Origin of the sequence: Romboutsia sp. (genome assembly GCF_051659545.1) — a bacterium.
In the GTDB taxonomy this organism is placed as follows: Bacteria; Bacillota; Clostridia; order Peptostreptococcales; family Peptostreptococcaceae; genus JBOFOR01.
This window is the reverse complement of the sequence record NZ_JBOFOR010000299.1, coordinates 1-24,884: the sequence shown is the minus strand read 5'-3', so window position 1 is coordinate 24,884 and position 24,884 is coordinate 1. Positions and strand designations below refer to the sequence as shown.

At 29.3% G+C, this 24,884-nt stretch carries 29 protein-coding genes; 24 read left to right on the top strand and 5 right to left on the bottom strand.

Annotated features, from left to right (window positions below; translation table 11 throughout):
- A partial coding sequence (locus ACRC03_RS17850; protein ID WP_438653955.1) for a TIGR01906 family membrane protein occupies positions 1–613 on the top strand: 613 nt, incomplete at its 5' end.
- Between the two features lie 24 nt (positions 614–637).
- On the opposite strand, the gene ACRC03_RS17845 is transcribed toward ACRC03_RS17850, so the two are convergent.
- Complete coding sequence (locus ACRC03_RS17845; RefSeq protein ID WP_438653954.1) at positions 638–901, bottom strand: cysteine-rich small domain-containing protein; 264 nt, start codon at positions 899–901, stop codon at positions 638–640.
- Positions 902–1,042: 141 nt separating this feature from the next.
- Here ACRC03_RS17845 and hflX point away from each other — a divergent pair, with 141 nt between their 5' ends.
- From hflX to ACRC03_RS17815, 6 genes are all read left to right on the top strand, one after another.
- The gene (gene hflX / locus ACRC03_RS17840) at positions 1,043–2,326 is read left to right on the top strand and encodes a GTPase HflX (protein ID WP_438653956.1); all 1,284 of its coding nucleotides are present in this window, start codon (positions 1,043–1,045) and stop codon (positions 2,324–2,326) included.
- 8 nt (positions 2,327–2,334) lie between these two features.
- Positions 2,335–3,000: a HEAT repeat domain-containing protein gene (locus ACRC03_RS17835; RefSeq protein ID WP_438653953.1), complete on the top strand. Its 666-nt coding sequence runs from the start codon at positions 2,335–2,337 to the stop codon at positions 2,998–3,000.
- A 108-nt stretch (positions 3,001–3,108) separates the two neighbouring features.
- Positions 3,109–3,558: an NUDIX domain-containing protein gene (locus ACRC03_RS17830; protein WP_438653952.1), complete on the top strand. Its 450-nt coding sequence runs from the start codon at positions 3,109–3,111 to the stop codon at positions 3,556–3,558.
- A gap of 89 nt (positions 3,559–3,647) precedes the next feature.
- Complete coding sequence (locus ACRC03_RS17825) at positions 3,648–4,292, top strand: YigZ family protein (RefSeq protein ID WP_438653951.1); 645 nt, start codon at positions 3,648–3,650, stop codon at positions 4,290–4,292.
- A gap of 222 nt (positions 4,293–4,514) precedes the next feature.
- Positions 4,515–5,129, top strand: coding sequence for a DUF4397 domain-containing protein (locus ACRC03_RS17820; RefSeq protein ID WP_438653950.1), 615 nt, complete (start codon positions 4,515–4,517; stop codon positions 5,127–5,129).
- A 478-nt stretch (positions 5,130–5,607) separates the two neighbouring features.
- Entirely contained in the window at positions 5,608–7,296 is a 1,689-nt protein-coding gene (locus tag ACRC03_RS17815) for an FUSC family protein (RefSeq protein WP_438653949.1), read from the top strand.
- An 88-nt stretch (positions 7,297–7,384) separates the two neighbouring features.
- On the opposite strand, the gene ACRC03_RS17810 is transcribed toward ACRC03_RS17815, so the two are convergent.
- Positions 7,385–7,762: a sulfite exporter TauE/SafE family protein gene (locus ACRC03_RS17810; RefSeq protein WP_438653948.1), complete on the bottom strand. Its 378-nt coding sequence runs from the start codon at positions 7,760–7,762 to the stop codon at positions 7,385–7,387.
- Positions 7,762–8,130: a sulfite exporter TauE/SafE family protein gene (locus ACRC03_RS17805; protein ID WP_438653947.1), complete on the bottom strand. Its 369-nt coding sequence runs from the start codon at positions 8,128–8,130 to the stop codon at positions 7,762–7,764. The genes ACRC03_RS17810 and ACRC03_RS17805 overlap by 1 nt, the downstream gene beginning before the upstream one ends.
- A gap of 205 nt (positions 8,131–8,335) precedes the next feature.
- Between ACRC03_RS17805 and nadE the strand changes: the two genes are divergently transcribed.
- The 3 genes from nadE (at position 8,336) to ACRC03_RS17790 (ending at position 11,311) form a co-directional block, all read left to right on the top strand.
- On the top strand, positions 8,336–9,088 hold the full coding sequence (gene nadE / locus ACRC03_RS17800) for an NAD(+) synthase (RefSeq protein WP_438653946.1): 753 nt from the start codon (positions 8,336–8,338) through the stop codon (positions 9,086–9,088).
- Positions 9,089–9,225: 137 nt separating this feature from the next.
- On the top strand, positions 9,226–9,948 hold the full coding sequence (locus ACRC03_RS17795) for a YebC/PmpR family DNA-binding transcriptional regulator (protein ID WP_438653945.1): 723 nt from the start codon (positions 9,226–9,228) through the stop codon (positions 9,946–9,948).
- A 160-nt stretch (positions 9,949–10,108) separates the two neighbouring features.
- Positions 10,109–11,311: a ComEC/Rec2 family competence protein gene (locus tag ACRC03_RS17790; protein ID WP_438653944.1), complete on the top strand. Its 1,203-nt coding sequence runs from the start codon at positions 10,109–10,111 to the stop codon at positions 11,309–11,311.
- 153 nt (positions 11,312–11,464) lie between these two features.
- Here ACRC03_RS17790 and ACRC03_RS17785 read toward each other — a convergent pair whose 3' ends face one another.
- Positions 11,465–11,788 (bottom strand): DUF1540 domain-containing protein, encoded by a 324-nt coding sequence (locus ACRC03_RS17785; RefSeq protein ID WP_438653943.1) that lies wholly within the window; start codon positions 11,786–11,788, stop codon positions 11,465–11,467.
- Positions 11,789–11,915: 127 nt separating this feature from the next.
- Positions 11,916–12,236 carry a hypothetical protein gene (locus ACRC03_RS17780; RefSeq protein ID WP_438653942.1) on the bottom strand — a complete coding sequence of 107 codons (321 nt, stop codon included), beginning with the start codon at positions 12,234–12,236 and terminating at the stop codon, positions 11,916–11,918.
- A gap of 159 nt (positions 12,237–12,395) precedes the next feature.
- Here ACRC03_RS17780 and ACRC03_RS17775 point away from each other — a divergent pair, with 159 nt between their 5' ends.
- The 14 genes from ACRC03_RS17775 to recJ all read left to right on the top strand — a co-directional run.
- Complete coding sequence (locus tag ACRC03_RS17775) at positions 12,396–13,007, top strand: hypothetical protein (protein ID WP_438653941.1); 612 nt, start codon at positions 12,396–12,398, stop codon at positions 13,005–13,007.
- Positions 13,008–13,185: 178 nt separating this feature from the next.
- A complete protein-coding gene (gene ruvC / locus ACRC03_RS17770; RefSeq protein ID WP_438653940.1) occupies positions 13,186–13,695 on the top strand; it encodes a crossover junction endodeoxyribonuclease RuvC in 510 nt (169 codons plus the stop codon).
- Entirely contained in the window at positions 13,688–14,290 is a 603-nt protein-coding gene (gene ruvA / locus ACRC03_RS17765; RefSeq protein WP_438653939.1) for a Holliday junction branch migration protein RuvA, read from the top strand. Before ruvC ends, ruvA begins: the two co-directional genes overlap by 8 nt.
- Positions 14,291–14,384: 94 nt before the next feature.
- Positions 14,385–15,401 (top strand): Holliday junction branch migration DNA helicase RuvB, encoded by a 1,017-nt coding sequence (gene ruvB, locus ACRC03_RS17760; protein WP_438653938.1) that lies wholly within the window; start codon positions 14,385–14,387, stop codon positions 15,399–15,401.
- 410 nt (positions 15,402–15,811) lie between these two features.
- Positions 15,812–16,837: a tRNA preQ1(34) S-adenosylmethionine ribosyltransferase-isomerase QueA gene (gene queA, locus ACRC03_RS17755; protein ID WP_438653937.1), complete on the top strand. Its 1,026-nt coding sequence runs from the start codon at positions 15,812–15,814 to the stop codon at positions 16,835–16,837.
- Positions 16,838–16,849: 12 nt separating this feature from the next.
- Positions 16,850–17,329 carry a phosphate-starvation-inducible PsiE family protein gene (locus ACRC03_RS17750; protein WP_438653936.1) on the top strand — a complete coding sequence of 160 codons (480 nt, stop codon included), beginning with the start codon at positions 16,850–16,852 and terminating at the stop codon, positions 17,327–17,329.
- Positions 17,330–17,367: 38 nt separating this feature from the next.
- A complete protein-coding gene (gene tgt, locus ACRC03_RS17745; protein ID WP_438653935.1) occupies positions 17,368–18,489 on the top strand; it encodes a tRNA guanosine(34) transglycosylase Tgt in 1,122 nt (373 codons plus the stop codon).
- Between the two features lie 85 nt (positions 18,490–18,574).
- Entirely contained in the window at positions 18,575–18,865 is a 291-nt protein-coding gene (yajC, locus tag ACRC03_RS17740; RefSeq protein WP_438653934.1) for a preprotein translocase subunit YajC, read from the top strand.
- Between the two features lie 60 nt (positions 18,866–18,925).
- On the top strand, positions 18,926–19,288 hold the full coding sequence (locus ACRC03_RS17735) for a TIGR04086 family membrane protein (RefSeq protein WP_438653933.1): 363 nt from the start codon (positions 18,926–18,928) through the stop codon (positions 19,286–19,288).
- Positions 19,289–19,351: 63 nt separating this feature from the next.
- The gene (gene scfA / locus ACRC03_RS17730; RefSeq protein ID WP_438653932.1) at positions 19,352–19,495 is read left to right on the top strand and encodes a six-cysteine ranthipeptide SCIFF; all 144 of its coding nucleotides are present in this window, start codon (positions 19,352–19,354) and stop codon (positions 19,493–19,495) included.
- A 211-nt stretch (positions 19,496–19,706) separates the two neighbouring features.
- Positions 19,707–21,080, top strand: coding sequence for a thioether cross-link-forming SCIFF peptide maturase (scfB, locus tag ACRC03_RS17725; protein ID WP_438653931.1), 1,374 nt, complete (start codon positions 19,707–19,709; stop codon positions 21,078–21,080).
- 4 nt (positions 21,081–21,084) lie between these two features.
- Positions 21,085–21,585: a gamma carbonic anhydrase family protein gene (locus ACRC03_RS17720; protein ID WP_438653930.1), complete on the top strand. Its 501-nt coding sequence runs from the start codon at positions 21,085–21,087 to the stop codon at positions 21,583–21,585.
- 172 nt (positions 21,586–21,757) lie between these two features.
- Entirely contained in the window at positions 21,758–23,440 is a 1,683-nt protein-coding gene (locus tag ACRC03_RS17715; RefSeq protein WP_438653929.1) for an ABC1 kinase family protein, read from the top strand.
- Between the two features lie 4 nt (positions 23,441–23,444).
- A partial coding sequence (gene recJ, locus ACRC03_RS17710) for a single-stranded-DNA-specific exonuclease RecJ (RefSeq protein WP_438653928.1) occupies positions 23,445–24,884 on the top strand: 1,440 nt, incomplete at its 3' end.

The window sequence follows — 24,884 nt, the reverse complement described above, 5'->3', positions numbered from 1 at the left end:
ATTTTGTATATGTTTTAGTATCTTAATAATAATAGGTGCTGTAAAATTCACTGTAGGTTTTAAACAACTTTATTATTTTGATATAGACTATTTAAATATACAACAATTATCCAATTTACCAAAAGAAGAAATAAAGCTTAACTATGATTACTTGATAGACTATAATCTAAATAAAGAAGTGGAAGAATTTGAAATGCCAACTATAAAATCTTCTCCACAAGGAAAGATTCACTTTGAAGAAGTAAGAGATATTTTTCAAGGGTTGAACAAAATATTTAATGTATGTTTTATAATTACTTTAATTGGCATAATTATAAATATAAAGAATAAAAATATAAAATTCTTAAATATAACCTCAAAAACTTTAATAAGTCTACCTTTAGTTTTATCACTACCCATAATAATAAATTTTGAGGATAGCTTTATTATTTTTCATAAATTAATGTTTAGTAATGATTACTGGATATTTGATCCTGATTTGGATCCAGTGATAAACATGTTACCTGAACAATTCTTCTTTCATGCTGGCCTTATGATACTTATTATTGTATTAATAGCTAGTATGATGACATATAGCTTATATAAACTATTAAAAAATAAAAGAGAGCAGTAATCTGCTCTCTTTCTGTAAATAGATTTAATATTCTCTATTGGTAATTTTAACAATATCTTGATATTTGCTCATGATATAGTCATAGTTATTCCTATTATGAGGCAATAAACAATCAGAACAATCTTTAAATCCTTTTTCGTTGTACTTAAAATTTCCGCCACAATTTTTACCTAAAGCATATAAAGGGCAATAGCAAAATAAACAGTTAAATTCATCTGAATTTTTAGTTTTATGGCAAGGGAAATATTCACAGTTTTTATGATTAAAAAACTTATAGTTTTCACTCATATTAATTACCTCCTAAATTATAATATCAATATAATTATACTAAAAATTTACAATGGTGGTATAATAAAAAAAATAGATATAAATTCGCAATATTATATAAATTAAACAATGTATAAAAATGAGGTGCTACATATGGAAATAATGGAAGAAAAAAAAGAAAGAGCCTTGATTGTAGGGCTTAACATAACATCTATAGCAAGAAGAATAGATGACATAGACATAAATGAATCTATGGAAGAATTAAAAGAATTAGTAAAAGCTGCAGGAGCAGAGGTTGTAGGAAGCTTAATTCAAAATAAACAAACAAGAGATGCAGCCTATTATATAGGTAAAGGTAAAGTAGAAGAAATCAAAGCATATTCAGAATCTCTAGGTGCTACAATGGTAGTTTTCAATGATGAACTATCAGGTGCTCATATAAGAAATATAGAAGAAGTAGTAGGTATAAAGATTATAGATAGAACTACTTTAATATTAGATATATTTGCACAAAGAGCTCTTACTAGAGAAGGTAAATTACAAGTTGAGATTGCTCAGCTAAAATATAGACTGCCTAGACTTTACGGTATGGGTGGACAAATGAGTAGAACTGGTGCTGGTATAGGTACTAGAGGACCAGGAGAGCAAAAACTAGAAGTTGATAAAAGACATATACTTAATAAAGCTGCGGATATTAGACGTGAACTTAGAGAGGTAAAAAAGAATAGAGAAACTCAAAGGGTTCAACGTTTGAAATCAAATATACCAATTGTAGCCATAGTTGGTTACACAAATGCAGGAAAATCAACATTACTTAACGAACTAATAAAGACACACAAAGATTATGACCAAGCAAAAGAAGTATTTGCAAAAGATATGCTATTTGCAACACTAGATGTAACCTTAAGAAAAGCTCTATTACCAAATAAAAAAGAGTTTTTAGTAGTAGATACTGTTGGATTTGTAAGTAAACTTCCCCATGATTTAGTAGAAGCTTTTAAAGCGACCCTAGAAGAAGTACAATATGCAGATTTAATACTGCATGTTATAGACGCAACAAATTCTAGCTATGAAATTCAAAAGAAGACAACAGAAACAGTGCTTAAGGAACTTAAAGCAGATGATAAACATACAATACTTGTTTACAATAAAATTGATAAGCTAGAATTAGACATATATCCAAAAAATAGTGATGAGACAATTTATATTTCAGCTAAAAAAGGTATAAATATGGATGAGTTATTACAAATGATACAAGATGCGTTGATGAAGAATACTTATTCAGTGACTTTATTATTACCTTATGAAAGAGGAGATATATTTAGTAAATTGAAAAATAAATATAATATAGAAGAATTTGAATATGGGGAAAATGGAATAATATTGAATGCAAATCTAGAAGAAGAAGACTATAATATATATACAGATTATATATTGGAAAAGTAGGTAATAATATGAATATAAGTTGGGATAATATAGACAACTTAGAAGATTATTACATAACCTATCTTCTTTATAAAGAGTCAAAAACAGTATCTCAAATTAGCAAAATAAGAAGTTTATCAGCTACAGAGGTAAATGACCAACTAATAAAGGCTAAACTAGAAATAAAAGCAATGCTAAAAGACAAGGTAGAGCTATCGAAAGATGTAATAGACAAATTCTTAGAACTTAATAAAACTGATAGACTAGAGTTTATTAGTGAATTAAATGATGAAAGAATTATAGACTTAAAGAGAAAGCTTTACAAAAGAATACTCACTGAAAGAAATGCTGAAGACCTTATGATACTTATATGGACTACAGGAGAATTAAAGGATGACAAATTTTTAAAGTTACTACATCCTTTAACTAGCCATAGACATTCAGATGTAAGAAGAATAACTTATTCAGCGCTTAGAAAAATTGAATCACCAAGTAGTAGAGAATGCTTACAACGAGGCTTGTATGATAGTAATGCGCAGACAAGACAATACTGTGCAAAAGCTCTTGCTAAAATAGGAAACGAAAATAGTCTAAAAATGTTAAAACAATTAAAATCAAAAAAGCAGTTTGAAAAGGATTATGTATTAAGAGCATATGAAGAAGCTATAACTGTATTAGAAAAAGAAAATATATAACATAATTTTTTCTATGAGACATATAATTGATTAAACATTAGATGCTAAAAGTGTATCTCCAGAAGTTAACATAAAAAATATATATAAAGTTAATAGGAGGGGTTTAAAATGATAGTAAGACGTTGTGCTGGTGGTGTAGTGTTTTATGCAAATAAGGTACTGATAGTTAGAAATGATAGAGGTGAGTGGACACTTCCAAAGGGAAAAATTTATGATGGTGAGCTTCAACACAATAGTGCAATACTAAGAGTTAAAGAAGAAACAGGTGTAGGGGCTAGTGTATTAGAAGCAGCAGGAGATACTATGTATGAGTTTTTCTCAAGAAGTAGACAACAACAAGTTTGCAATGCTATAATGTGGTATGTTATGTATACTGACAATACTGATTACATACTAGATGGTGAATTTAAAGAAGGTGGATTCTTTAAGGTTAAAGAGGCTGTTGAAATGTTAACGCATAATAAAGAAAAATCTCTAGTTGAGATATCTTATAAGAAATATAAAGATTTAAAGAAGCATATTTCAGATGATGGAATGAAAGTTGCTAATTGTAAATAAGAAAATAATTATCACTAAAATAGAAAACTATAAAGAAAGGGGAAATAACCCTTTCTTTTTTACGCTATAGCTACAATTGGAGGAAAACTATGAGTACATACAAAACAGTACATGAATTCGGAATGGATGAAATTATAATAGATAAATCTACTTTTATTGGTTACGCAAAACCTATAAAAACTGAAGAAGAAGCGGTAGAATTTGTTAATGAAATAAAAAAGAAGCACAAGGATGCGACGCATAATGTATGGGCATACACTATTGGTAAAACTATGAATATACAAAGATATAGTGATGATGGGGAGCCACAAGGAACAGCAGGTATACCTACTTTAGAAGTCATGAAAAAAGAAGATTTAAGAGATGTAGCTGTAGTAGTTACTAGATATTTTGGAGGTATAAAGCTTGGAGCAGGAGGACTTGTTAGAGCTTATACTAAAGGAGCTAAAATAGGTATAGATGCAGCTAAGATAATAGAAAAAGTAATGTACCAAGAAGTAAGGATTAAGATAGATTACAATCAATTAGGAAAAGTACAAAATGAAATCATGAATATGGGATACTTTGTAAAAGATACTGTTTATGAAGAAAATGTAGAGATGATAGTATATTCGAGGTTAGAAGAAGTACAAACTCTAGCTGAAAGAATGATAGATGCTACTAGTGCAACAGTAGAGATAGTTTTTGGAGAAGAGTTTTATTTATCAGAACAAGATGGAAATATAATATTATAAAAATAGGCTCGTGAGCAATGTTATTTAGATAAGATATTTCTTTATTTAAGCCATCTAAGAATATACTTAGATGGCTTTTTCGTTCATGGAGTTATATACTACGTTAAGGGTAATTATTATAGGATAAAAATCTTTACTTTTTAATTTTGAAGTTTTATTTATATTAACATATTGTAAGAAAACACATATCATATATTAGAAAATATTTTAAGGAGGTAATCTATGAATTGTTTTAAAATAGAAAAAAATAAATCTTTAGTTAGAATGTTTAATGCACTATCTAGCAACAAAGCAGTTGACATATATAGTGATGGAATTTTAATATTTTCTGATGTAGAATATAAGGAGTTTACTTCATATATGTATGTAATGGAAGGCAGTCATAAAATTGATGTATACGAGGCAGGCACGAAAGAAAAGCCTATTATAAGAACAACTATTAAATTACCTGTTTCGCAAATATTCACAATAGCAATAACTGGAAATGAAAATGAAGAAACATTGCTTGTTATAGGTGAAGATATTAATAAAAAAGTGTCTAAAGAAAGTGCTATAGGAAGAACTGTAAATTTAGCACCTGATATACCAATCGTAGACTTGGCATTTAATGAAAAACCTTCGGTAGATAATATATCATATAGAGATGAAACACCATATGTATTCATACCACCAGATAAATATGATATTTATGTAAAAGAAGCGAGTACAGGGAATATTATTGCAGAATATAAGTTTGAATTTAAGCCTAATAGAATATATACATTATATATAATTGGGAACCCACCTAATGTAGAGTTATTACAATCTGTAGATGGAAATACTTACGCCTGTTTATAATAAAAAAAATCTTTAATAGCATAAAAAACCAAATAATAAAAGTTATATTCGTAGATATAGGAACAGCAACACCGTGAGCAAAATTAGTTTGACTATTACTGTTTTGTTTCAAGACCAATTAATAATCAACATGCCTGGTAAAGTTTCATACAACAGTCCCTCCTATTTTGTATAATTTCAGTATGATATTTTGTAATAACATTGAAAATAGAGCTCTTTAGAACTAAAATTGGCAAAGTAGTTAGTGTAAAAAAATTTTAAAATAAAATGTTTTTTTTAGATATAAGTATGATTTATTGATAGCATATGAATAAAAAATAAATATAATAAAAATAAAATATGTTAGCTTGAGAATTATTTATATAAAAATAATAAAAAGATTTGATTGTAAAAATGTTGAACGATTGAATATTAAATTTTAGTATGTTAAAATGAGCAACATGAAGATTGATAAATACAAATAGGATAGGAGAGTTAAATGAAAGATAAAAATAAAAAAACTATATCAACTATTATATCTAAAACATTAATATTCGTATTTGTTGTTGCTCTTGTAAGTCTATTTAAAGGTATATTTGGGGAAGAAAACTCTATTGTAGGAGTAACATCTATAGTACTGATGTTAGTTTTATTAAAAAGAGATTTGACAAGAACACCTATTAGAAACACCGTTTACTTAATTGCTTTCAACTTAATGCTGGGCATAGGCGCATTTGTTTCTATTCAAAATCTATGGATAGGATTAATTGTAAATTTTTCTATAATGTTTACAATAGGATATTTATTCAGTTATGAACTTAGAGGATCAGTTAATATGATGTTTGGGCTACATTATATATTAATGTTAACTAGTCCTGTTACTTTAGATCAATTACCTATGAGATTATTGGGATTAGTTTTTGGAATACTTATGATTATGACTGTTCAAATGATAGTTAATAGAAATAAATTAACAAAATCAAGTGAAAAAATGATACAAGATATAAATAATAATATTCTAGAAAAAGTTTACTTGCTAAAAAATAATCAAAGTATATTAGAAGTGAATACTACGATAGATAAAAAAATAAATGAATTAAAAATGACTATATATGATAGTGGTAGACATAAATTTGTAGTAAGCAGATATGGTAGAAAGGTTACAAATATAATAGCCTGCATAGAGAGGCTAAATATAATATTAGATAATGTACATGAACAAAGTCTAAGTGTAGAGTTACTTAATGATATATATATTCAATTAGATAACTTAATAGAAAATAAGTTTGATAGCAAAAATATAGAGTTATTTGCATATAAACATAAAAAAGAAAATATAAAGATAGTAACAGAGCTTGAAACAATATTTAAGGTTTTAAACAATCAAACCACAAAATTAAAGAATTTATCTGAAAAAGAAGAAAATATTGAATCTAAAGAAGATATTCCAGAAGAATTTAAAAATATCAATATTGAAAAAAGGCATTTTAAAATTAAATCAAATAGAGTTGCTTACGGTATAAGACTAGGATTGCTTGTGTCTTTAGCTACATTTATAACTAACTATTTTAATTTAGAATATGGAAGTTGGATAATTTATACTGTTTTTGCGTTAACGCAACCCTATGAAGAATACACAAAAATTAAGTCTAAAAAAAGAATAATTGGTACAATTATAGGTAGCTTAATAGTATTAGTATTATTTAACTTAATAAAGGATCCTATGATTAGGACACTAATATTAATAGCTAATGGATATTTAATGTCATATGTATCTGATTATAGAAATATAGTAATATTTGTAACAATATCTGCAATATGCTCAGCCGCGATAAATGTTCCTAGTCCAAATATTATTATATTAAACCGAATTGTATATGTAATGATAGGTATAGTATTCGCGTTAGTAGCAAATCGATTTATATTTAGACGTAGATATGAAGATGAAAAAGCTAAGTTAAATAAAATGCAAATAGATATAGTTAAAAGATTAGAGAAAGAGATATCAGATAATAAAAACTGTAATAAAAATATTATTAAGAATTTATTTTTAATAATAGGATTTGTAGAAACTAGAGCAGAGGTTTTAAACTTAAATATAGAAAAGAAAATACTATATAAAAATAAAGTATTAGTAAATGAAAGCTATTACAATCATATAACGAATAATCTAGATTATCAAAAATAAACTACCAGCAAGTTATAGACTAGTTTTAATTATGAAAGCACTTAGATACTTTACATAAGTGCTTTTATAATTAATGGCTAAATAAAATTTACTTATCACACTTTTCGGTTTTGTGATCACAGAACCCTTTTTTGATTTCAATGATGCCTACAATAAGTAAGAAACCTCCAAATACTTTTTTTAAAATTTCTGAAGATATATAATTTGCTACAAATGAACCAAATATAGCTCCCATTACTCCGAATAATGCAATTGGAAGAACTAAGCTGTAAACAACATTTTTATTTCGAGTATGTATTATTAAAGCAATTATAGTCATTGGTATAGATGAAAGTAAATTTATACTTTGAGCTAGTTTTGGATCTATATTTGAAAATAGTACAAGGGCTGGAATTAGTATAGTTCCTCCACCCATTCCCATTCCACCTATAATTCCAGCGAAAAAACCTATAATAGCAAAAAACATTAGAACAGCATCCTTAAGGCTGCTATAACCATTATCAATCCGAAGGAAATTCTAAGAAACTTACCTGTAACCTTGCACAAAATCTTTGCTCCAATAATTCCTCCAATAATACTACCTACTGCTACTTTTAAAGTTAAAGCTACATCATAAGTTCCCTTAGATATGTAAACCACAGAGCTTGCTGCTGTTAGAAATACTATTATAGCAAGTGCAGTAGCGTGAGATTTATGTTCTTCAACTTTTATTATATTGTTTAGTATAGGTACTAATAAAGTCCCTCCACCTGAACCAAATATTCCATTAACAAAACCTGTAAAAATACCAATTATAGAATTTTTAATATCAAAATGCTTACTTTTCAAATTCATCACCTTCTATAACTAGTTTTTACAGAATAAATAAAATATATTTACCAGACCGATAATTATAAACTATATACAATTAAAGGAAAAACTTTGTTTGTAAGAGGCCTAAAAGAAGCTAATTTTAACTTGATAGAAGGACATAAGAAGTATAAATATATGGTATAATATCTTTATACAAAAAATGTAAATAAGAAAGGAGAAACTAAAGGTGGATATTAACTTAAAGATAGAAAAAACTGTTCAGTGGCTTAGAGATAAAGTAGCTGAAGCTAATTGCAAAGGTTTAGTCGTAGGAGTATCTGGAGGAATAGATTCTGCAGTAGTTGCTTACTTAATTAAAAAAGCTTTCCCAGATAATTCAATAGGGGTAATAATGAGCATAAAAAGCAGTCCAAAAGATAGAGAAGATGCTCTTAAAGTAATAAATGGATGTGGAATAAAACACATAGATTTAGAATTATCAGAACCACAAAACTTAATCTTAAATATGGTAACTGAGCAACTAAAAGAAACTGGATTATACAAAGAAGAAAATTTAAGAATAAGTGATGCTAACTTAAGAGCTAGAGTAAGAATGAGTACTGTTTATACTGTAGCAAATAATTTAGGATATTTAGTTGTAGGAACAGATAATGCAGCTGAAGTACATACAGGGTATTATACAAAATACGGAGATGGTGGAGTAGATTTAATACCAATTGCAAATATTACAAAAAGAGAAGTATATGAGTGGGCAAAGGCATTAGGTGTACATGAAGATGTAATAAATAGAGCACCTTCAGCAGGTTTATGGGAAGGTCAAACTGATGAAATCGAAATGGGAACTACATATGATATGATAGATGCAGTTGTGGAAGGTAGATTAGATGAAGTGCCAGCTAAGGACCAAGAAATAATAGCAAGACTTCATAGAATAAGTGAGCATAAAAGAAATATGCCACCAGCACCTCCTAAGTTCTAATTTACTAAATCGTAGATTTGTGCTAAAATTTACGAGTAATAATAAATCGAGCAGATATATATTAAATTAATGAGTAGATATTATACATACTCTCAAGCAATATATAAACTAATTATACGTATTAAGGAGTGGAATTTATGGGACGTATAGGAAACATAATCAACAAAAAAGGTAAACAAGATGCTAAAAGAGCAAAAGTATTCACTAAGCATGCTAGAGCAATAGCTGTTGCAGCTAAAGAGGGTGGAGGAAATCCAGATTACAATGCAAACTTAAAGACTGCAATTGAAAAAGCTAAAGCTGACAATATGCCAAATGACAACATAGACAGAGCAGTAGCAAAAGGTGCAGGTGCTGGAGCTAACGAAAATTATGAAACAATAGTTTACGAAGGATACGGACCAGGAGGAGTTGCAGTTATAGTTGAAACTTTAACTGATAACAAAAACAGAACTGCTGGTAACGTAAGATACTACTTCGATAAGAATGGTGGTAACTTAGGAACTAGTGGATGTGTATCATTCATGTTTGATAACAAAGGACAAATATTAATAGAAGCTAATGATGAAGTTTCTGAAGAAGAATTAATGGATGTAGCTTTAGAAGCTGGAGCAGAAGATTTCATAACTGAAGAAGATGGATATGAAGTAATAACTACACCAGAAGATTTTGCAGCTGTTAGAGATGAATTACAAGCTAAAGGATATAGTTTTATATCTGCAGCTGTTAAGTTAATACCTCAAACAACTACTGAATTAACTGATGAAGCTCAATTAAAGAATATGAACAAATTAGTGGACATGCTTGAAGATGATGATGATGTTCAAAATATATTCCATAACTGGGAAATAACTGAATAATCTTTAAAAATCTAAACACCTCAATATTACAATACATAGATTAGTCTATGTAGTAATATTGAGGTGTTTTTATATGGCTAAAATTAGACAGTTAATTATTAACTATGTTAATATACAAAAGTAATCGACATAAAAACATTTTATAGGGGGAGCAAAAAGAATGAACAGTATAATGAAAAAAATAACATGTCTATGTATGATAATTATATTAGGATATACACAGATAGGATGCCAATCAGAAAAAGAAAAAGTAGAGAATAATACGCAAATAGTAAAGGATTACAGTAGTCAAGATTCTAATGAGGGAAATAACCAAGAGCAAAATAATAAAGATAAGTCTACAGAAAACACAACTGTAGAATCAACTTCTAATGCAGAGTTGCACTTTATAGACACAGGTAACTCTGATGCAATATTAATAGTTCAAGATGGCAAAGCTGCACTTATAGACGGTGGAGATAACGACGATGAAAAATTAGTTGTTTCTTATTTAAATAAGCAAGGAATTAAAGAATTAGAGTATGTATTTGCCACTCATCCTCATGCAGACCATATAGGTGGCTTAGATGCAGTAGCTAGTAATATAAAAATAAAAAACTTATATGTAAGTAATGGAGATGCAGATACAAAAAGCTATAGAGACTTTATAGAATCGGCTGCGAGTAGAGGGTTAAGTCCTAGTGTTCCTATTTTGGGAAGTGAATTTAAACTAGGAACTTCTACATTTAAAGTACTATCAGTAGCAAATGGAAAAGATCCAAATAACAATTCAATAGTATTGCTATACACTAATGGAAATGATAAGGTACTGCTAATGGGTGATGCAGAAGAAGACATAGAAAGAACTCTAAATCCAGGTCAAATAGACTTATTAAAAGTAGGACATCATGGTTCTCACAGTAGTTCTAGTAAGAGCTTTATAGATAAAATAAAGCCACAGTACGGTGTAATATTGGTAGGAACAGATAATAAATATGGTCATCCACACAAAGAAACTATGAATACCTTAAGCAATGAAAATGTTGAGATTCATAGGAGTGATGAATGTGGAAATATTGTATTTACTTCAACTGGAAATGGTTTAGAAGTAAATTGTAAAGTAGGTAGTTATAATACAGGAAGTAATTCAACTGGAGGAACTAATAAAGAAGAAGAACAAACACCAGTAGAAAATAACCAACAACCTATAGAAGATAACCAAGAATCTATAGAAAATAACCAACCAAATGATAATTCTCAACACGTATATTGGTCAACATCAGGGAAAAAATATCATAGTGACCCTAATTGTTCAAGTATGAAAAGTCCAATAGCAGGAACTATAGAAGAGAGTGGAAGAACTCCTTGTAGTAAATGTTATTAAATTAAAAAATTAATTTACAAACGTAGAAAGCTATAAAGTTAGAGAAAATAATATGTTATTTTCATAGTTATTATGAAGAGTACACATTAATCTAGCTTTATAGCTTTTTTAAATTATGTAATAATTTAATATTTGTAGGTAGAATCATTACCTTTATTTACATTTAAAACTAGAACAATGTGTTTCAGAGTACAGATTAGCTTTAATATTGTTTGAAGTTACAGCAATATTATTTAAAGCACACATATTTCCTACATTGTTGTTACAAGTTTTTACATTGCAACCAATAGATGAACAAGGACCGTCATTATTCATACTATTAGTTAAATTACTGTAGTTAGCAGAGTCTAGAAAAGAAGTACAGCAAGTGTGAGTGCTAGTATGAGATTTTTTTCCGTTTATAGATATTTTATTTGCATAACATATTCCTGAATCGTTGTGTGAACAATTTACAACACTACAATTTATACTAGACATAATAAAGCCTCCTAATAAATTTTTACTTATTAAAGAGTATTACCAATTTTCAAGAAAAGTATATCCATTTACAAAAAATAGAAAAAATGAGGAAAAATATTATTTCCTCTTTGTAGTGTTTAGGTTACTAATTGTAGCCTATGAATAAAGAATTAAAAATATCAACATTCATAAGAGCTTTTGCAACTAAAGTAGATGAAGACGGATAGGATTTAATAAGAGGACAAATATCAAATAGACTTTTCTCATATTGCTCAATAGAATATTTTTTCCCAGAAGATATTTTATTTGAAACATCCAATGTAAAATCTCTTATTTTTAAAAACTCCTCTAAAGTAATATCAACAAATATTGATGCCTTATGTTGAGGTTGCTTTAAAAGTAATATGTTTTGTTTAAACTCTATAAAATCCAATCTATCATAAATTATTCGAATATAAGCGCTCACTGATATACCTCCTAAACTTTTAAATTTTAAACTATCATATAATATGTTTCATCTATAGAAAATGGGACAAAAAAATAAACAAAAAAACACTAAAATATTCCTATAATGTATAAAAAAAATACAGCGTGGCGACAATACTGTATAAAAGGAGGTAATAATATGTTTGAAAAAAAAGACCCATTTTCTTGGAAAGTACCAGTACTAATTTTAACTGGAATAGTTGTATTAAGTAGTGGGATTTACATAGGAATTAAAACTAGAGATATAGGAAAAGAAAAAGAAGTAGCTAAAGTACATCAAGTAACTAAAAATAATGAAAAAGAAAAAGTAAAAGAATCATTCCAATTGAATAAAAATTGTGAAATTTGGTTGGATAAAAAGAACACAGATGGAAGTGACACAAAGGAAGCACCTGCAATGTTAGGAACAGTACCCAAAGAATTATTAGACAAGAGTAAAGAAGAAATAGTAGCATACTTAAATAATAAATACCCAGATAGAAAAATTGAAAGCATGACTCAATATGAAATAGTATTATCAGAAACTGAAGTACCAAAGGATCCTTCTAGAAAAAGTAAGTATTCATTAGAAGTAGACAGTAATTTTATAGCTATTTTTAGATACGATATAAATGGAAAAAGAGAACTAGTAGAAAAAACTCAAATAAAAATAGACTCTCTTCCTCAAATAGCTCAAGAAGAAATTCAAAAAGGAATATTAGTAAATACTAAGGATGAAGCATATGCTAAAATAGAGGACTTCGGAAGTTAACTAAAACCTTAAATTAAATTAAAAATAACCTATATTATGAATTGAATTCCTTAAAAATAATGTTTTTAGGAGGACCTACATTTTATAAGGTTGTTTTTGTGTATACAAAAACTTGTGATATAATATATGAGAACATAAGTTTTGTAGATTAGCTACAAAATTATTAGGAGGAGTTTTTTTGATAATATTAGGAATAGACCCAGGAATAGCAATAGTAGGGTATGGAATAATAGAGTATAAGAATAGTAAATTTAGAGTAATAGACTATGGAGCAGTAACTACACCTTCAAACATGGACATGCTAAAAAGACTAGAGCTTGTATATAAAGGCATAGATATTCTTATAAAAAATCACAATATAGATGAAGTTGGAATAGAAGAACTGTTTTTCAACAAAAATGTAAAGACAGCAATTACAGTAGCACAAGCTAGAGGAGTTACTATGCTTGCATGTGCTCATAATGATAAACCTGTATATGAATATACACCTCTTCAAGTAAAACAAGGAGTGGTAGGGTATGGTAGAGCGGAGAAATCTCAAGTACAACAAATGGTAACTTCATATTTAAACTTAAAAGCAGTACCAAAACCAGATGACGTAGCAGATGCCATAGCAGTAGCTATTTGTCATGCACACTCTAATAAATTAGAAAAAACCTTAAAAAACATAGGAGAAAAATATGTATAGTTATATAAAAGGAACAATAGAAGAAGTACATTTAGACCATATAGTAATAGAAAACAATAACATAGGATATAAAATAAGTGCTTCAACAAATACTATAAAAGACTTACATTTAGGAAATATGGCTAAAATATATACAAAACTAATAGTAAGAGAAGATGATATGAGTCTTTCTGGATTCTCAACTAAAGAAGAAATGAAAATGTACGAATTATTAACATCAGTATCAAAAATAGGTCCAAAGGTAGGCCTTGGAATATTATCTTTTGCATCACCTGGACAACTAGGGGCTTATATTCTTAGTGAAGATGTTACAAAACTTTCAAAAGCACCAGGTGTAGGAAAGAAGACAGCAGAAAGAATAGTTTTAGAATTAAAAGATAAAATAGACAAGAATAATGTTGAGTTTGAACCAACGCTACTTTCTGCGAGTCCTATTGGTGTGTCTAAAGACGAAGCAGTAGATGCCTTAATTGCACTTGGATACTCTACAGCAGAAGCAAAAGAAGCTGTAGATAAATGTAAAAAAGATGGACTTAATACAGAAGATATAATAAAAAAATCATTAACTTATATAATGGGTAAATCCTTAAGATAGCAATATTGATGTAATGGTATTTAGTAAATCAATAGCAAGTAATCAGTAGAACTATCTAATAATTTATAGAAAATAACATGTAAGGGGGAACTTTATGCACGATTTTGAAGATGAAAACAGGATAATTACATCCACCATGCAAAATGATGATGTTGACATAGAGAATAGCCTAAGACCAAAATCTTTAGATGACTATTTAGGTCAAGAAAAAGTGAAAGAACAATTAAAAATATTTATAGAAGCTGCAAGATCTAGAAACGAGCAATTAGACCATGTTCTTTTATATGGACCACCAGGTTTAGGTAAAACCACTTTATCAAGCATAATAGCCAATGAAATGGGAGTGAATTTAAGAATTACTTCAGGACCAGCTATAGAAAGAGCTGGAGATTTAGCAGCGATACTTACCAACTTAAATGAAAATGATGTACTATTTATAGATGAAATACATCGTATAAATAGAAGCGTCGAAGAAGTACTATATCCTGCTATGGAGGATTTTTGCTTAGACATAATAATAGGAAAAGGACCTTCTGCAAGAAGTATAAGATTAGATTTACCAAAGTTTACTTTAATAGGTGCGACAACTAGGGCAGGTATGCTTACAAATCCACTTAGAGATAGATTTGGAGTTATTTGCAAACTGGATTACTATACAGTGGAAGAATTAACTAAAATAGTAATAAGGTCAGCTCAAATACTAAGCGCTAAGATAGAAGTAGGTGGAGCAACTGAAATAGCGAGACGCTCTAGAGGAACACCAAGAATAGCAAATAGATTATTAAAGAGAGTAAGAGATTATGCTCAAGTAAGAGCAGACGGAGATATTACAGATGATGTAGCTAATAGTGCCCTAGAGATGTTAGGAGTAGATAACTTAGGTCTTGATTATGTAGACGAAAAGTTATTAATAACTATAATTGAAAAATTTAGGGGTGGTCCAGTAGGTTTAGATACTTTGGCAGCTTCTATAGGAGAAGATAGAAATACTATAGAAGATGTGTATGAGCCTTACTTACTTCAGTTAGGGTTTATCAATAGAGGACCTAGAGGAAGAATTGCAATGCCGCGGGCTTATGAGCATTTGAATATTCCCTATCCTAGTAAGTAGGGTTATTCGCGATAAACCGCTCGAGCAGAATGTATAAGTCTTCCTTCCGGCAGGCAAGCTACAAAATTCGCTTCGCTCATGGCGCCGACAGGTCGCTTAAAGGGCGGTGCGACTTACACATTCTACTCTCGCTGGGTAATCGCATATTAATTGAACTCATAGCTTTATAGGGTGTACGGTAATATATAAATGCTTAGGTGTAGTACAAATATCACTAGATAAAGTGTATATGGCTACAATATAAGGTATGGATAATATTATAAAATATAAGAGATAAATAATATAACTAGAATGAATTTATACATTAGAAAAGACAAAATATATAATATCAATAACTATATTTGTATAGAAAAATTGTATATTTTTTGTTATTATGATAACTGTATAAATTTTTGGAAAGGAAGTTGAAATTGAAGACGAGTGACTTTTACTTTGACCTACCAGATGAGTTAATTGCTCAGGTTCCTATAGAGGATAGATCTAGTTCTAAATTAATGGTGCTAGATAAGGAAACTGGGGAGATAGAGCATAAAATTTTTAAAGATGTAATAGAATATTTAAATCCAGGAGATTGCTTAGTTCTTAATAATACTAGGGTTATACCTGCTAGATTAATAGGAGAAAAAGCTGATACTGGAGGAAAGATAGAATTTTTACTACTAAAAAGAACAGAAGAAGATACTTGGCAAGCGTTAGTTAAGCCAGGTAAGAGAGCTAAAATAGGAGCCAAATTTACTTTTGGTGATGGAAAGTTAATAGGAGAAGTTGTAGGGCTTGCTGAGGAAGGTTCTAGAATAATCAAATTCCACTACGAAGGAATATTTGAAGAGGTTTTAGATGAGTTAGGAAATATGCCTCTACCTCCATATATAACGCAGAGATTAGAAGAAAGAGAAAGATACCAAACTGTTTATTCTAAACACAATGGTTCAGCAGCAGCACCTACAGCAGGGCTTCATTTTACAGAAGAACTTTTAAATCAAATAAAAGAAAAAGGTGTAGACATAGCCTTTGTAACTTTACATGTAGGTCTTGGAACATTTAGACCTGTGAAGGTAGATGATGTTTTAGCACATGAGATGCATTCAGAGTATTTTATGGTTGATAAAGAAGCTTCACAAAAAATAAACAAAGCTAAGGCAAATGGAAACAAAGTAATTTGCGTAGGAACTACAAGTTGTAGAACTGTAGAATCTGCTAGTGATGAAGAAGGAATAATAAAAGAAACTAGTGGTTGGACAAATATATTTATATACCCAGGATATAAATTTAAGATAGTTGATAGACTTATAACTAATTTCCATTTACCAGAATCGACACTAATAATGTTAGTAAGTGCATTATCTAGCCAAGAAAATGTGCTAAATGCCTACAATGTAGCAGTTGAAGAAAAGTATAGGTTCTTTAGCTTTGGAGATGCAATGATTATAAAATAGGAGGAGGAAATTATGAATAATATAAATAAAGACAATCTGGCATTAAGAGTAGCATATGTTTTTGAATCTATACTTGCCATGGTAGTTTTATTAGCAGTATTTTTAGGAACTATAGATGTTCTTAGAATGATATGGAATGCATATATTGTAGATTTTCAAAATCCAGTTGAGTATAGTCAGCTAAATGACATGTTAGGTCAAATATTACTTTTAGTAATAGCAGTAGAGTTAGTAGTAATGTTATCGCTTCATATACCAGGAGCTATAATAGAAGTTCTTCTATATGCAATAGCAAGAAAAATGTTACTGCTTCCAAAAAGTGGAGGTATGGCAGAAGTACTGCTTGGTGTAATAGCCATAGCTGGTATATTTGCTATTAGAAAATACTTAATAACCGATGATAATAGCAATATGAATGTAACAAGTATACATTTTGATAATAGTAAAGATGAAGTTTATGATAATAAAGAAGAAGTTTCAGAAGATGCATAAAAATTAAAGCATTAGAGATAACATTAAGGAGGCAACTTATGTGTGCAGTAAGATACGAACTTATAAAAACATGTAAACAAAGTGGGGCAAGATTAGGAAGATTACACACTCCACATGGAGTTATAGAAACACCTATATTTATGCCTGTTGGTACTCAAGCTACAGTAAAAGCTATGACACCAGAGGAATTAAAAGAAATAGGATCTCAAATAATATTAAGTAATACGTATCACTTATATATGAGACCAGGTCACGAATTAGTCAAAGAAGCAGGTGGGCTTCACAAATTTATGAATTGGGATAAACCTATACTTACAGATAGTGGAGGATTCCAAGTATTTTCACTAGGACCACTTAGAAAAATAACTGAAGAAGGTGTTCACTTTAGATCTCACATAGATGGATCTAAGCACTTTATAAGTCCTGAAAAGGCTGTGGAAATACAAACAGCTCTAGGATCAGATATAATGATGGCATTTGATGAATGTGCTCCATATCCAGCGGATAGACAATATGTTAAAAACTCTTTAGAAAGAACTACAAGATGGCTAAAGAGATGTAAGGAAGCTCACACAAATACAGAAAACCAAGCATTATTTGGAATAATACAAGGTGGAATGTACAAAGATTTAAGAGAGCAATCAGCTAAAGAAATATTAGAATTAGATTTACCAGGATATGCAGTAGGGGGACTTAGTGTTGGAGAACCTAAGCACTTAATGTATGAAGTATTAGACTATACAGTACCTCTAATGCCAGAAGATAAACCAAGATACCTAATGGGTGTAGGAAGTCCTGATGATTTATTAGAGGGAGTTATAAGAGGAATAGACATGTTTGACTGTGTATTACCTACTCGTATAGCTAGAAATGGTACAGCAATGACAAGTGTTGGTAAAGTAGTAGTTAGAAATGCTAAGTACGCAAAAGATTTTACTCCACTTGATCCTAATTGTGATTGTTACTGTTGTAGAAATTATACAAGAGCATATATAAGACATTTAGTTAAAGCGAATGAAATCTTAGCATCAAGATTAATAACTACTCATAACTTACACTTCTTATTAGATTTAATGAAGCAAGTAAGAGAAGCTATAATGGAAGATAGATTATTAGACTTTAAAAAAGATTTTTTTGTTAAATACGGTTACGAATTATAGAATTAACACTATTAATTAGATTTATTTTAATATATAATGTTTGTAGTAGTAAAATTATTACTAAATCGGAAAAGGAGTGAAATTAATGAACCCACAAACTCAACAAATGTTAATGGGAGTAGCTATGTGGATAGGAGTATTTGCAATATTCTATTTCCTATTAATTAGACCCCAAAAGAAAAAAGACAAGCAATTAAAAGAAATGAGACAAACTTTATCAGTAGGAGATAAAGTTACTACAATAGGTGGTATAATAGCTAACGTTGCTAAAGTAGATGAAGACTACGTAACATTAGAAATTGGACCAAGTAGAACTAAAGTACCATTTGAAAGATGGGCTATAGGAACAGTTGAAAGCAAAAAAGCTTCAGAATAATATTTGGAATTAATATGCCTCTTCTCGAATATAAATATATTATCGAGGGGAGGTATTTTTATGGAAAAAGCCAATCATATGTTTAAAGGATTAGGATATGCGTACATATTAACATTAATAGTATTGCTGATTTACAATTTTGCTCTTACATTTACTAGTGTATCGGGAAATACTATAGCAATGGTATCAGCATTTATAACCACATTATCTGCAGCATTTGGAGGATTTTATGCTTCAAAACATATACAAGAAAAAGGTCTAATATATGGACTATTAGTAGGATTTATTTACATAGTATGTCTTATCTTAATAGTATTTTTAGCACAAGAAAATTTTCAATTTGATATAGGTATGCTATATAAAGTACTGTTAACAGCTCTATCGGGAGGTATAGGTGGAGTCCTAGGTGTAAACTTTAAATAGAGTTTTACATATGGAAAATTTATGATATAATCAATATGTAAATTTAACTAGGAGGTACTAAATATGAAAAAGAAGCATATAAAAACTTTATCTAAAGCTACTTTAAAAGAAAGTGCTGCTAAAGGTGGATGTGGTGAGTGCCAAACTTCTTGCCAATCAGCTTGCAAAACTTCTTGTACAGTTGCTAACCAAGAGTGTGAAAGATAATAAGTTGTATTTATATTTACTTAGAAAAGAATTAAGAGAGAGTATCCTTTAATAATTAAGTTAAAGAATACTCTTTTTTACGTATAAGGTAATAAATCTAATTTTTAAATGATATTGCCTATAATTGACATAGAAGATATAATGAAAGTTAGAGTTTTTTAGTAATTAGAATAGAAATTACTAATTTTTTTTACATATAGGAGGACGAAAAATGAGTATGATACATAAATTTTCAATGAATGGTTACAATATAGTATTAGACGTAAATGGAGGTTCTGTACACGTTGTAGATGAAGTTGCGTACAAATTAGTAGATTTATACAAGGAAAATACTAAAGAAGAAATACTAAATACATTAAAGGATGAATTTAGTGTAGATAAAATAGAAGAAGCTTACGAAGAGATAAAAGTATTAGAGTCAGAAGGGCTTTTATACACAGAAGATAAATATGAATTCCATCCAAACTTTGTAGCTAGAAAGCCAGTAGTTAAAGCTTTATGCTTACACGTTGCACATGATTGTAACTTAAAATGCAAGTACTGTTTTGCTGCACAAGGAGACTTTGGTGGAGCTAAAGAAATGATGAGTTTTGAAATTGGTAAAAAGGGAATAGATTACCTTATAGCCAACTCTGGAACTAGAAAAAACTTAGAAATAGATTTCTTTGGTGGAGAACCACTAATGAACTTTGACGTAGTAAAACAATTAGTAGAATACGGAAGAAGTATAGAAAAGCAAAACAATAAAATAATAAGATTTACATTAACTACAAATGGTGTACTATTAAATGATGAAAACATAGAGTACATAAACGAAAACATGCACAATGTTGTATTAAGTTTAGATGGTAGAAAAGATATAAACGATAATATGAGACCTACATTAAACGACAAAGGAAGTTATGACTTAATACTTCCAAAATTCAAAAAACTTGTAGAAAATAGACCTAAGGATAAGTATTATTATATCAGAGGAACATTTACTAGAGATAACCTAGATTTCTCAAAGGATGTTATACATTTTGCTAATGAAGGCTTCAAACTTACATCTGTAGAGCCAGTTGTAGGAGATGAGAGCAATCCATATGCACTTAGAGCAGAGGATATGCCAAAAGTATTTGAAGAATACGAAAACTTAGCAGTAGAATATGCCGATATGAAAGTAAAGGGAGATGACTTTAAATTCTTCCACTTTATGATAGATTTAAACCAAGGACCATGTGTAATAAAGAGAATAACTGGTTGCGGTGCAGGAAATGAATACTTATCTATAACACCAAATGGAGATATTTATCCATGTCATCAATTTGTTGGTAACGAAGAATACATAATGGCCAACATATTAGATAAAGAAATAGTGCTTCCAACAGAGCTTAGAAAATCATTCATGGATGCTCACGTTTATAGCAAAGACGATTGTAAAAAATGCTGGAATAAATTCTACTGTTCAGGTGGATGTCATGCAAATGCTATGAACTTCAACAATGATATAAAAAAGCCATACGAGCTTGGCTGTGAGATGCAAAAGAAAAGAACTGAATGTTCTATTATGATACAAGCAAAATTAATGTTAGAAGGAGAATAAATCTATGATTAAAGGGTACCAAGGAATAGAACCTAAAATTGACGAAACTGTTTTTGTTGCAGAAACTGCAGATATAATAGGAAAAGTTACTATAGGAAAAAATGCAAATATATGGTACAACACTGTAATGAGAGCAGATGAACATGAAATAACAATAGGTGAGAATACAAATATTCAAGATGGAACTGTAGTACATACAGCCTGGGATGCACCTACTATAATAGGAAACAATGTAACAGTTGGACATAAAGCATTAATACATGGATGTAAAATAGGAGATAATACTCTAATAGGAATGGGATCTATAGTGTTAGATGGAGCTGAAATAGGAGAATATACTTTACTAGGAGCAGGAAGTTTAGTGCCACCAGGAAAGAAAATACCTTCAGGAGTGTTAGCACTAGGTTCACCAGCTAAAGTAATTAGAGAACTTTCTAAAGAAGAAAAAGAAAATCTTGTACAATCTGCATTAAAATATGTAAAAACTGCAAATAATTATAAATAATAAACTAAAAGGGGCAATAACAATTGTCCTTTTTAAAATTTAAGAGATACTATTTTAAGCAACGAAGGTCGTCGTTGGAGATATGAAGTGTTTTGCCGATAGATCCATTAAGTAAAGTTAGTTTTAAGAAATCTGCTGGCGACAAGAGTAAAGCAAATTTTAGGAGTGAATTATGGTGATAGTAAGTTACAAAAACCTTAAAAGATATAAAGAAATTGGACTAGTATTAGTTAAATATGGATTTACATTTATAGTAGAAAAATTAAATATGGAAAGTGTAGCCTATAAAATCCCAATTACAAATCCTCCTGAAGAAATAAAAAATATGTCTACTGGAGAAAAGATTAGAAGTGTTATTGAAGAATTAGGCCCTACTTATGTAAAATTAGGTCAGATATTGAGTACTAGAAAAGACTTATTAGACCCTGAAATAATAGAAGAAATATCTAAATTAAGGGATAATGTAGAGCCTTTTAATACTGATGAAGCAAAAGAAATTTTCAAAAAAGAAGTAGGTTTAAGTGTAGAGCAAATATTTGAAGAATTTAAGGACACCCCTATGGCCGCTGCTTCTATAGGACAAGTATATGAAGCTAAGCTTAAACATGGGGAAGAAGTTATAATAAAAATTCAAAGACCTAATATTGAGCAAACTATAAACTCAGATATAGAAATACTTAAAAGTATGATTGTAAGTATTAATGATTTAAGTAAAGATAAAAAAAGAAATATAGATATAGATTTAATTAAAATAGTAGAAGAATTTCATACTCAACTAATAAGGGAATTAGACTATAATTTTGAAGCTATAAATGCAATGAAATTTAGAAAAATGTTTGAAGAAAGCAAGGAAGTATATATACCAAAAATATATAGTGAATACACTACAAAACGAGTTTTAGTAATGGAAAAAATAATAGGCATTAAATTAAGTGATGTAGAGGCTATAAATGATCTGGGATGGGACACCGAAAATATTAGTCAAATCGGAGTTAGATCATTATTTAAACAAGTTTTAGATTATGGATTTTTCCATGCGGACCCTCATCCGGGAAATATATTTGTAGTATCGAGAGATTGTATTTCCTATATCGATTTTGGAATGATAGGAATTGTAGATAATAAAACATTAAACTTTTTAAATGGAATAGCCATAGCAATAGCACAAAAAAATGTAGATAAGATAATTTATTTACTCACAGAGATGGATGTATTAAATCCTAATATAGATAATAATGCATTAAGACAAGATTTGCTTTATTTAATTCATTATTACTATGATGTACCAATAGATAAAATAAACGTAAGTGATATACTAAATGAAGTGTTTCGATTTTTAAGAAAATATAAGGTATGTATACCTACTCAATTAGCTACACTAGCTAAAACAGTAATAACTTTAGAAGGAACAGGAAGACAATTAAATCCTAATTTTTCTATAAAAACTGCAGGAGAAGAGTTTATAAAACATTATTACAAAAATAAATTAGATCCTAAAAATATACTTTTAAATTCTAAAGATAATGTAGAAGAAGTATTATTAGATTTAAAGACTATACCAAAACAACTAAAGGTTATACTAAAAAATCTAGAAAAAAATAATATAAAAATTCAAATAGAAGATTTAAAGTTTACAACTTTAGAAAAATGTATAGGAGATTTAGCAACTCAACTTTCTTTAAGTTTAGTTTTAGCATCTATGGTTGTAGGTTCCTCATTAATTATAGCTTCGCCGAATATAAATGATAATATTTGGATAAGTTTAATGGCAGGAGCAGGATTCTTTATTTCTTTTATAATCGGAATACTATTAGTCATAAAAATATTCCGTTCGCAATATAAGAATAGGGGGTAAGCGAATGTTTAATAAAAAATGGACATTAAAGTACAAGGGAAAAGTCGAAGAAAGTGAACTAAGCGAGAAACTTAAAATTTCCCCGGAAATTAGTCAAATATTAAAAAATAGGGGAATAAATAGTGAAAAAGACTCTGAAATTTTCATGAATCCCTCTTTAGAATACCTAAGAGACCCATTTTTAATGAAAGATATGGGAAAAGCTGTAGATAGAATAAAGCTAGCTATAGAAAATAATGAGAAAATATGGATTTATGGCGATTATGATGTAGATGGAGTATCTTCAACAGCAATTTTATGTATATATTTTGATTCTATAAACTATCCAGTACAGTTCTATATACCAAATAGACTAGAAGAAGGTTATGGAATTAATGAAGATGCAATTAAATACATACATTCACAAGATGCTAATTTAATAATAACCGTAGACTGTGGAATAACTTCAGTAAAAGAAGTAGACTTAGCAAATGAGCTTGGGATAAATGTCATAATAACAGACCATCATGAATGTCAAAGTGAAATACCAAAAGCTTATGCAGTAATAAATCAAAAACAAGAAGATTGTCATTATCCATTTGATATGTTATGTGGATGTGGTGTAGCCTTTAAATTAATACAAGCTTTAACACCAGAAGAAGAATTCAAAACGACTTTATATGATTATTTAGAAATAGTTACACTAGCTACTATATGTGATATTGTACCCTTAGTAGATGAGAATAGAATAATAGTAAAAAATGGATTAAAACTTATGTCCCAGGGACAAAATATAGGTTTAAGAGAACTAATAAAAGTATGTGGAGTTGAGAGTGATAAAATAGGTTCTTCTCACATAGGATTTTCTATAGGGCCTAGAATTAATGCTTCAGGAAGATTAGGATATTCATCTTTAGGAGTTGAACTTTTTACAACTAAAGATGTATCAAAAGCAAAAGAAATAGCTAATTTATTAGAAGAAAAAAACAATGAAAGACAAATGATAGAAGGCAAAATGTATCAAGAAGCAGAGGCTATAATAGAAGCTAATGAAAAATATAAAACAGATAAAGTTTTAGTTATAGCTAATGAAGGATGGCAACATGGTATTATAGGAATAGTAGCCTCAAAACTTACAGAAAAATACTACAAGCCAACAATACTTTTAACAATAGAAGATGGTGAAGCTACTGGTTCTGCTAGATCTATAAAAGGTTTTAGTATATTTGACGCTTTGGTAAAATGTAAGGACTTGTTAAATAAGTTTGGAGGTCACGACCAAGCAGCTGGACTGGGACTTGATGCAGACAAAGTTAAGTTACTAGATGAAGAAGTAAACAAAATTGCAAATTATAATTTAAACGAAGAGGATTTAATAGAAAACATCAACGTAGAATTTGAGCTTAACGAAGATGTAGTAAATTTAAATTTAGTAGAAGAACTTCACAAACTAGAACCTTTTGGA

What these genes read in the sequence shown, in the direction of transcription:
- ACRC03_RS17845 (WP_438653954.1), bottom strand. Translation starts at nt 901, where the DNA reads ATGAGTGAAAACTATAAGTTTTTTAATCATAAAAACTGTGAATATTTC.
- hflX (WP_438653956.1), top strand. Translation starts at nt 1,043, where the DNA reads ATGGAAGAAAAAAAAGAAAGAGCCTTGATTGTAGGGCTTAACATAACA.
- ACRC03_RS17835 (WP_438653953.1), top strand. Translation starts at nt 2,335, where the DNA reads ATGAATATAAGTTGGGATAATATAGACAACTTAGAAGATTATTACATA.
- ACRC03_RS17830 (WP_438653952.1), top strand. Translation starts at nt 3,109, where the DNA reads ATGATAGTAAGACGTTGTGCTGGTGGTGTAGTGTTTTATGCAAATAAG.
- ACRC03_RS17825 (WP_438653951.1), top strand. Translation starts at nt 3,648, where the DNA reads ATGAGTACATACAAAACAGTACATGAATTCGGAATGGATGAAATTATA.
- ACRC03_RS17820 (WP_438653950.1), top strand. Translation starts at nt 4,515, where the DNA reads ATGAATTGTTTTAAAATAGAAAAAAATAAATCTTTAGTTAGAATGTTT.
- ACRC03_RS17815 (WP_438653949.1), top strand. Translation starts at nt 5,608, where the DNA reads ATGAAAGATAAAAATAAAAAAACTATATCAACTATTATATCTAAAACA.
- ACRC03_RS17810 (WP_438653948.1), bottom strand. Translation starts at nt 7,762, where the DNA reads ATGTTTTTTGCTATTATAGGTTTTTTCGCTGGAATTATAGGTGGAATG.
- ACRC03_RS17805 (WP_438653947.1), bottom strand. Translation starts at nt 8,130, where the DNA reads ATGAATTTGAAAAGTAAGCATTTTGATATTAAAAATTCTATAATTGGT.
- ACRC03_RS17795 (WP_438653945.1), top strand. Translation starts at nt 9,226, where the DNA reads ATGGGACGTATAGGAAACATAATCAACAAAAAAGGTAAACAAGATGCT.
- ACRC03_RS17790 (WP_438653944.1), top strand. Translation starts at nt 10,109, where the DNA reads ATGAACAGTATAATGAAAAAAATAACATGTCTATGTATGATAATTATA.
- ACRC03_RS17785 (WP_438653943.1), bottom strand. Translation starts at nt 11,788, where the DNA reads ATGTCTAGTATAAATTGTAGTGTTGTAAATTGTTCACACAACGATTCA.
- ACRC03_RS17775 (WP_438653941.1), top strand. Translation starts at nt 12,396, where the DNA reads ATGTTTGAAAAAAAAGACCCATTTTCTTGGAAAGTACCAGTACTAATT.
- ruvA (WP_438653939.1), top strand. Translation starts at nt 13,688, where the DNA reads ATGTATAGTTATATAAAAGGAACAATAGAAGAAGTACATTTAGACCAT.
- ruvB (WP_438653938.1), top strand. Translation starts at nt 14,385, where the DNA reads ATGCACGATTTTGAAGATGAAAACAGGATAATTACATCCACCATGCAA.
- ACRC03_RS17750 (WP_438653936.1), top strand. Translation starts at nt 16,850, where the DNA reads ATGAATAATATAAATAAAGACAATCTGGCATTAAGAGTAGCATATGTT.
- tgt (WP_438653935.1), top strand. Translation starts at nt 17,368, where the DNA reads ATGTGTGCAGTAAGATACGAACTTATAAAAACATGTAAACAAAGTGGG.
- yajC (WP_438653934.1), top strand. Translation starts at nt 18,575, where the DNA reads ATGAACCCACAAACTCAACAAATGTTAATGGGAGTAGCTATGTGGATA.
- ACRC03_RS17735 (WP_438653933.1), top strand. Translation starts at nt 18,926, where the DNA reads ATGGAAAAAGCCAATCATATGTTTAAAGGATTAGGATATGCGTACATA.
- scfA (WP_438653932.1), top strand. Translation starts at nt 19,352, where the DNA reads ATGAAAAAGAAGCATATAAAAACTTTATCTAAAGCTACTTTAAAAGAA.
- scfB (WP_438653931.1), top strand. Translation starts at nt 19,707, where the DNA reads ATGAGTATGATACATAAATTTTCAATGAATGGTTACAATATAGTATTA.
- ACRC03_RS17720 (WP_438653930.1), top strand. Translation starts at nt 21,085, where the DNA reads ATGATTAAAGGGTACCAAGGAATAGAACCTAAAATTGACGAAACTGTT.
- ACRC03_RS17715 (WP_438653929.1), top strand. Translation starts at nt 21,758, where the DNA reads ATGGTGATAGTAAGTTACAAAAACCTTAAAAGATATAAAGAAATTGGA.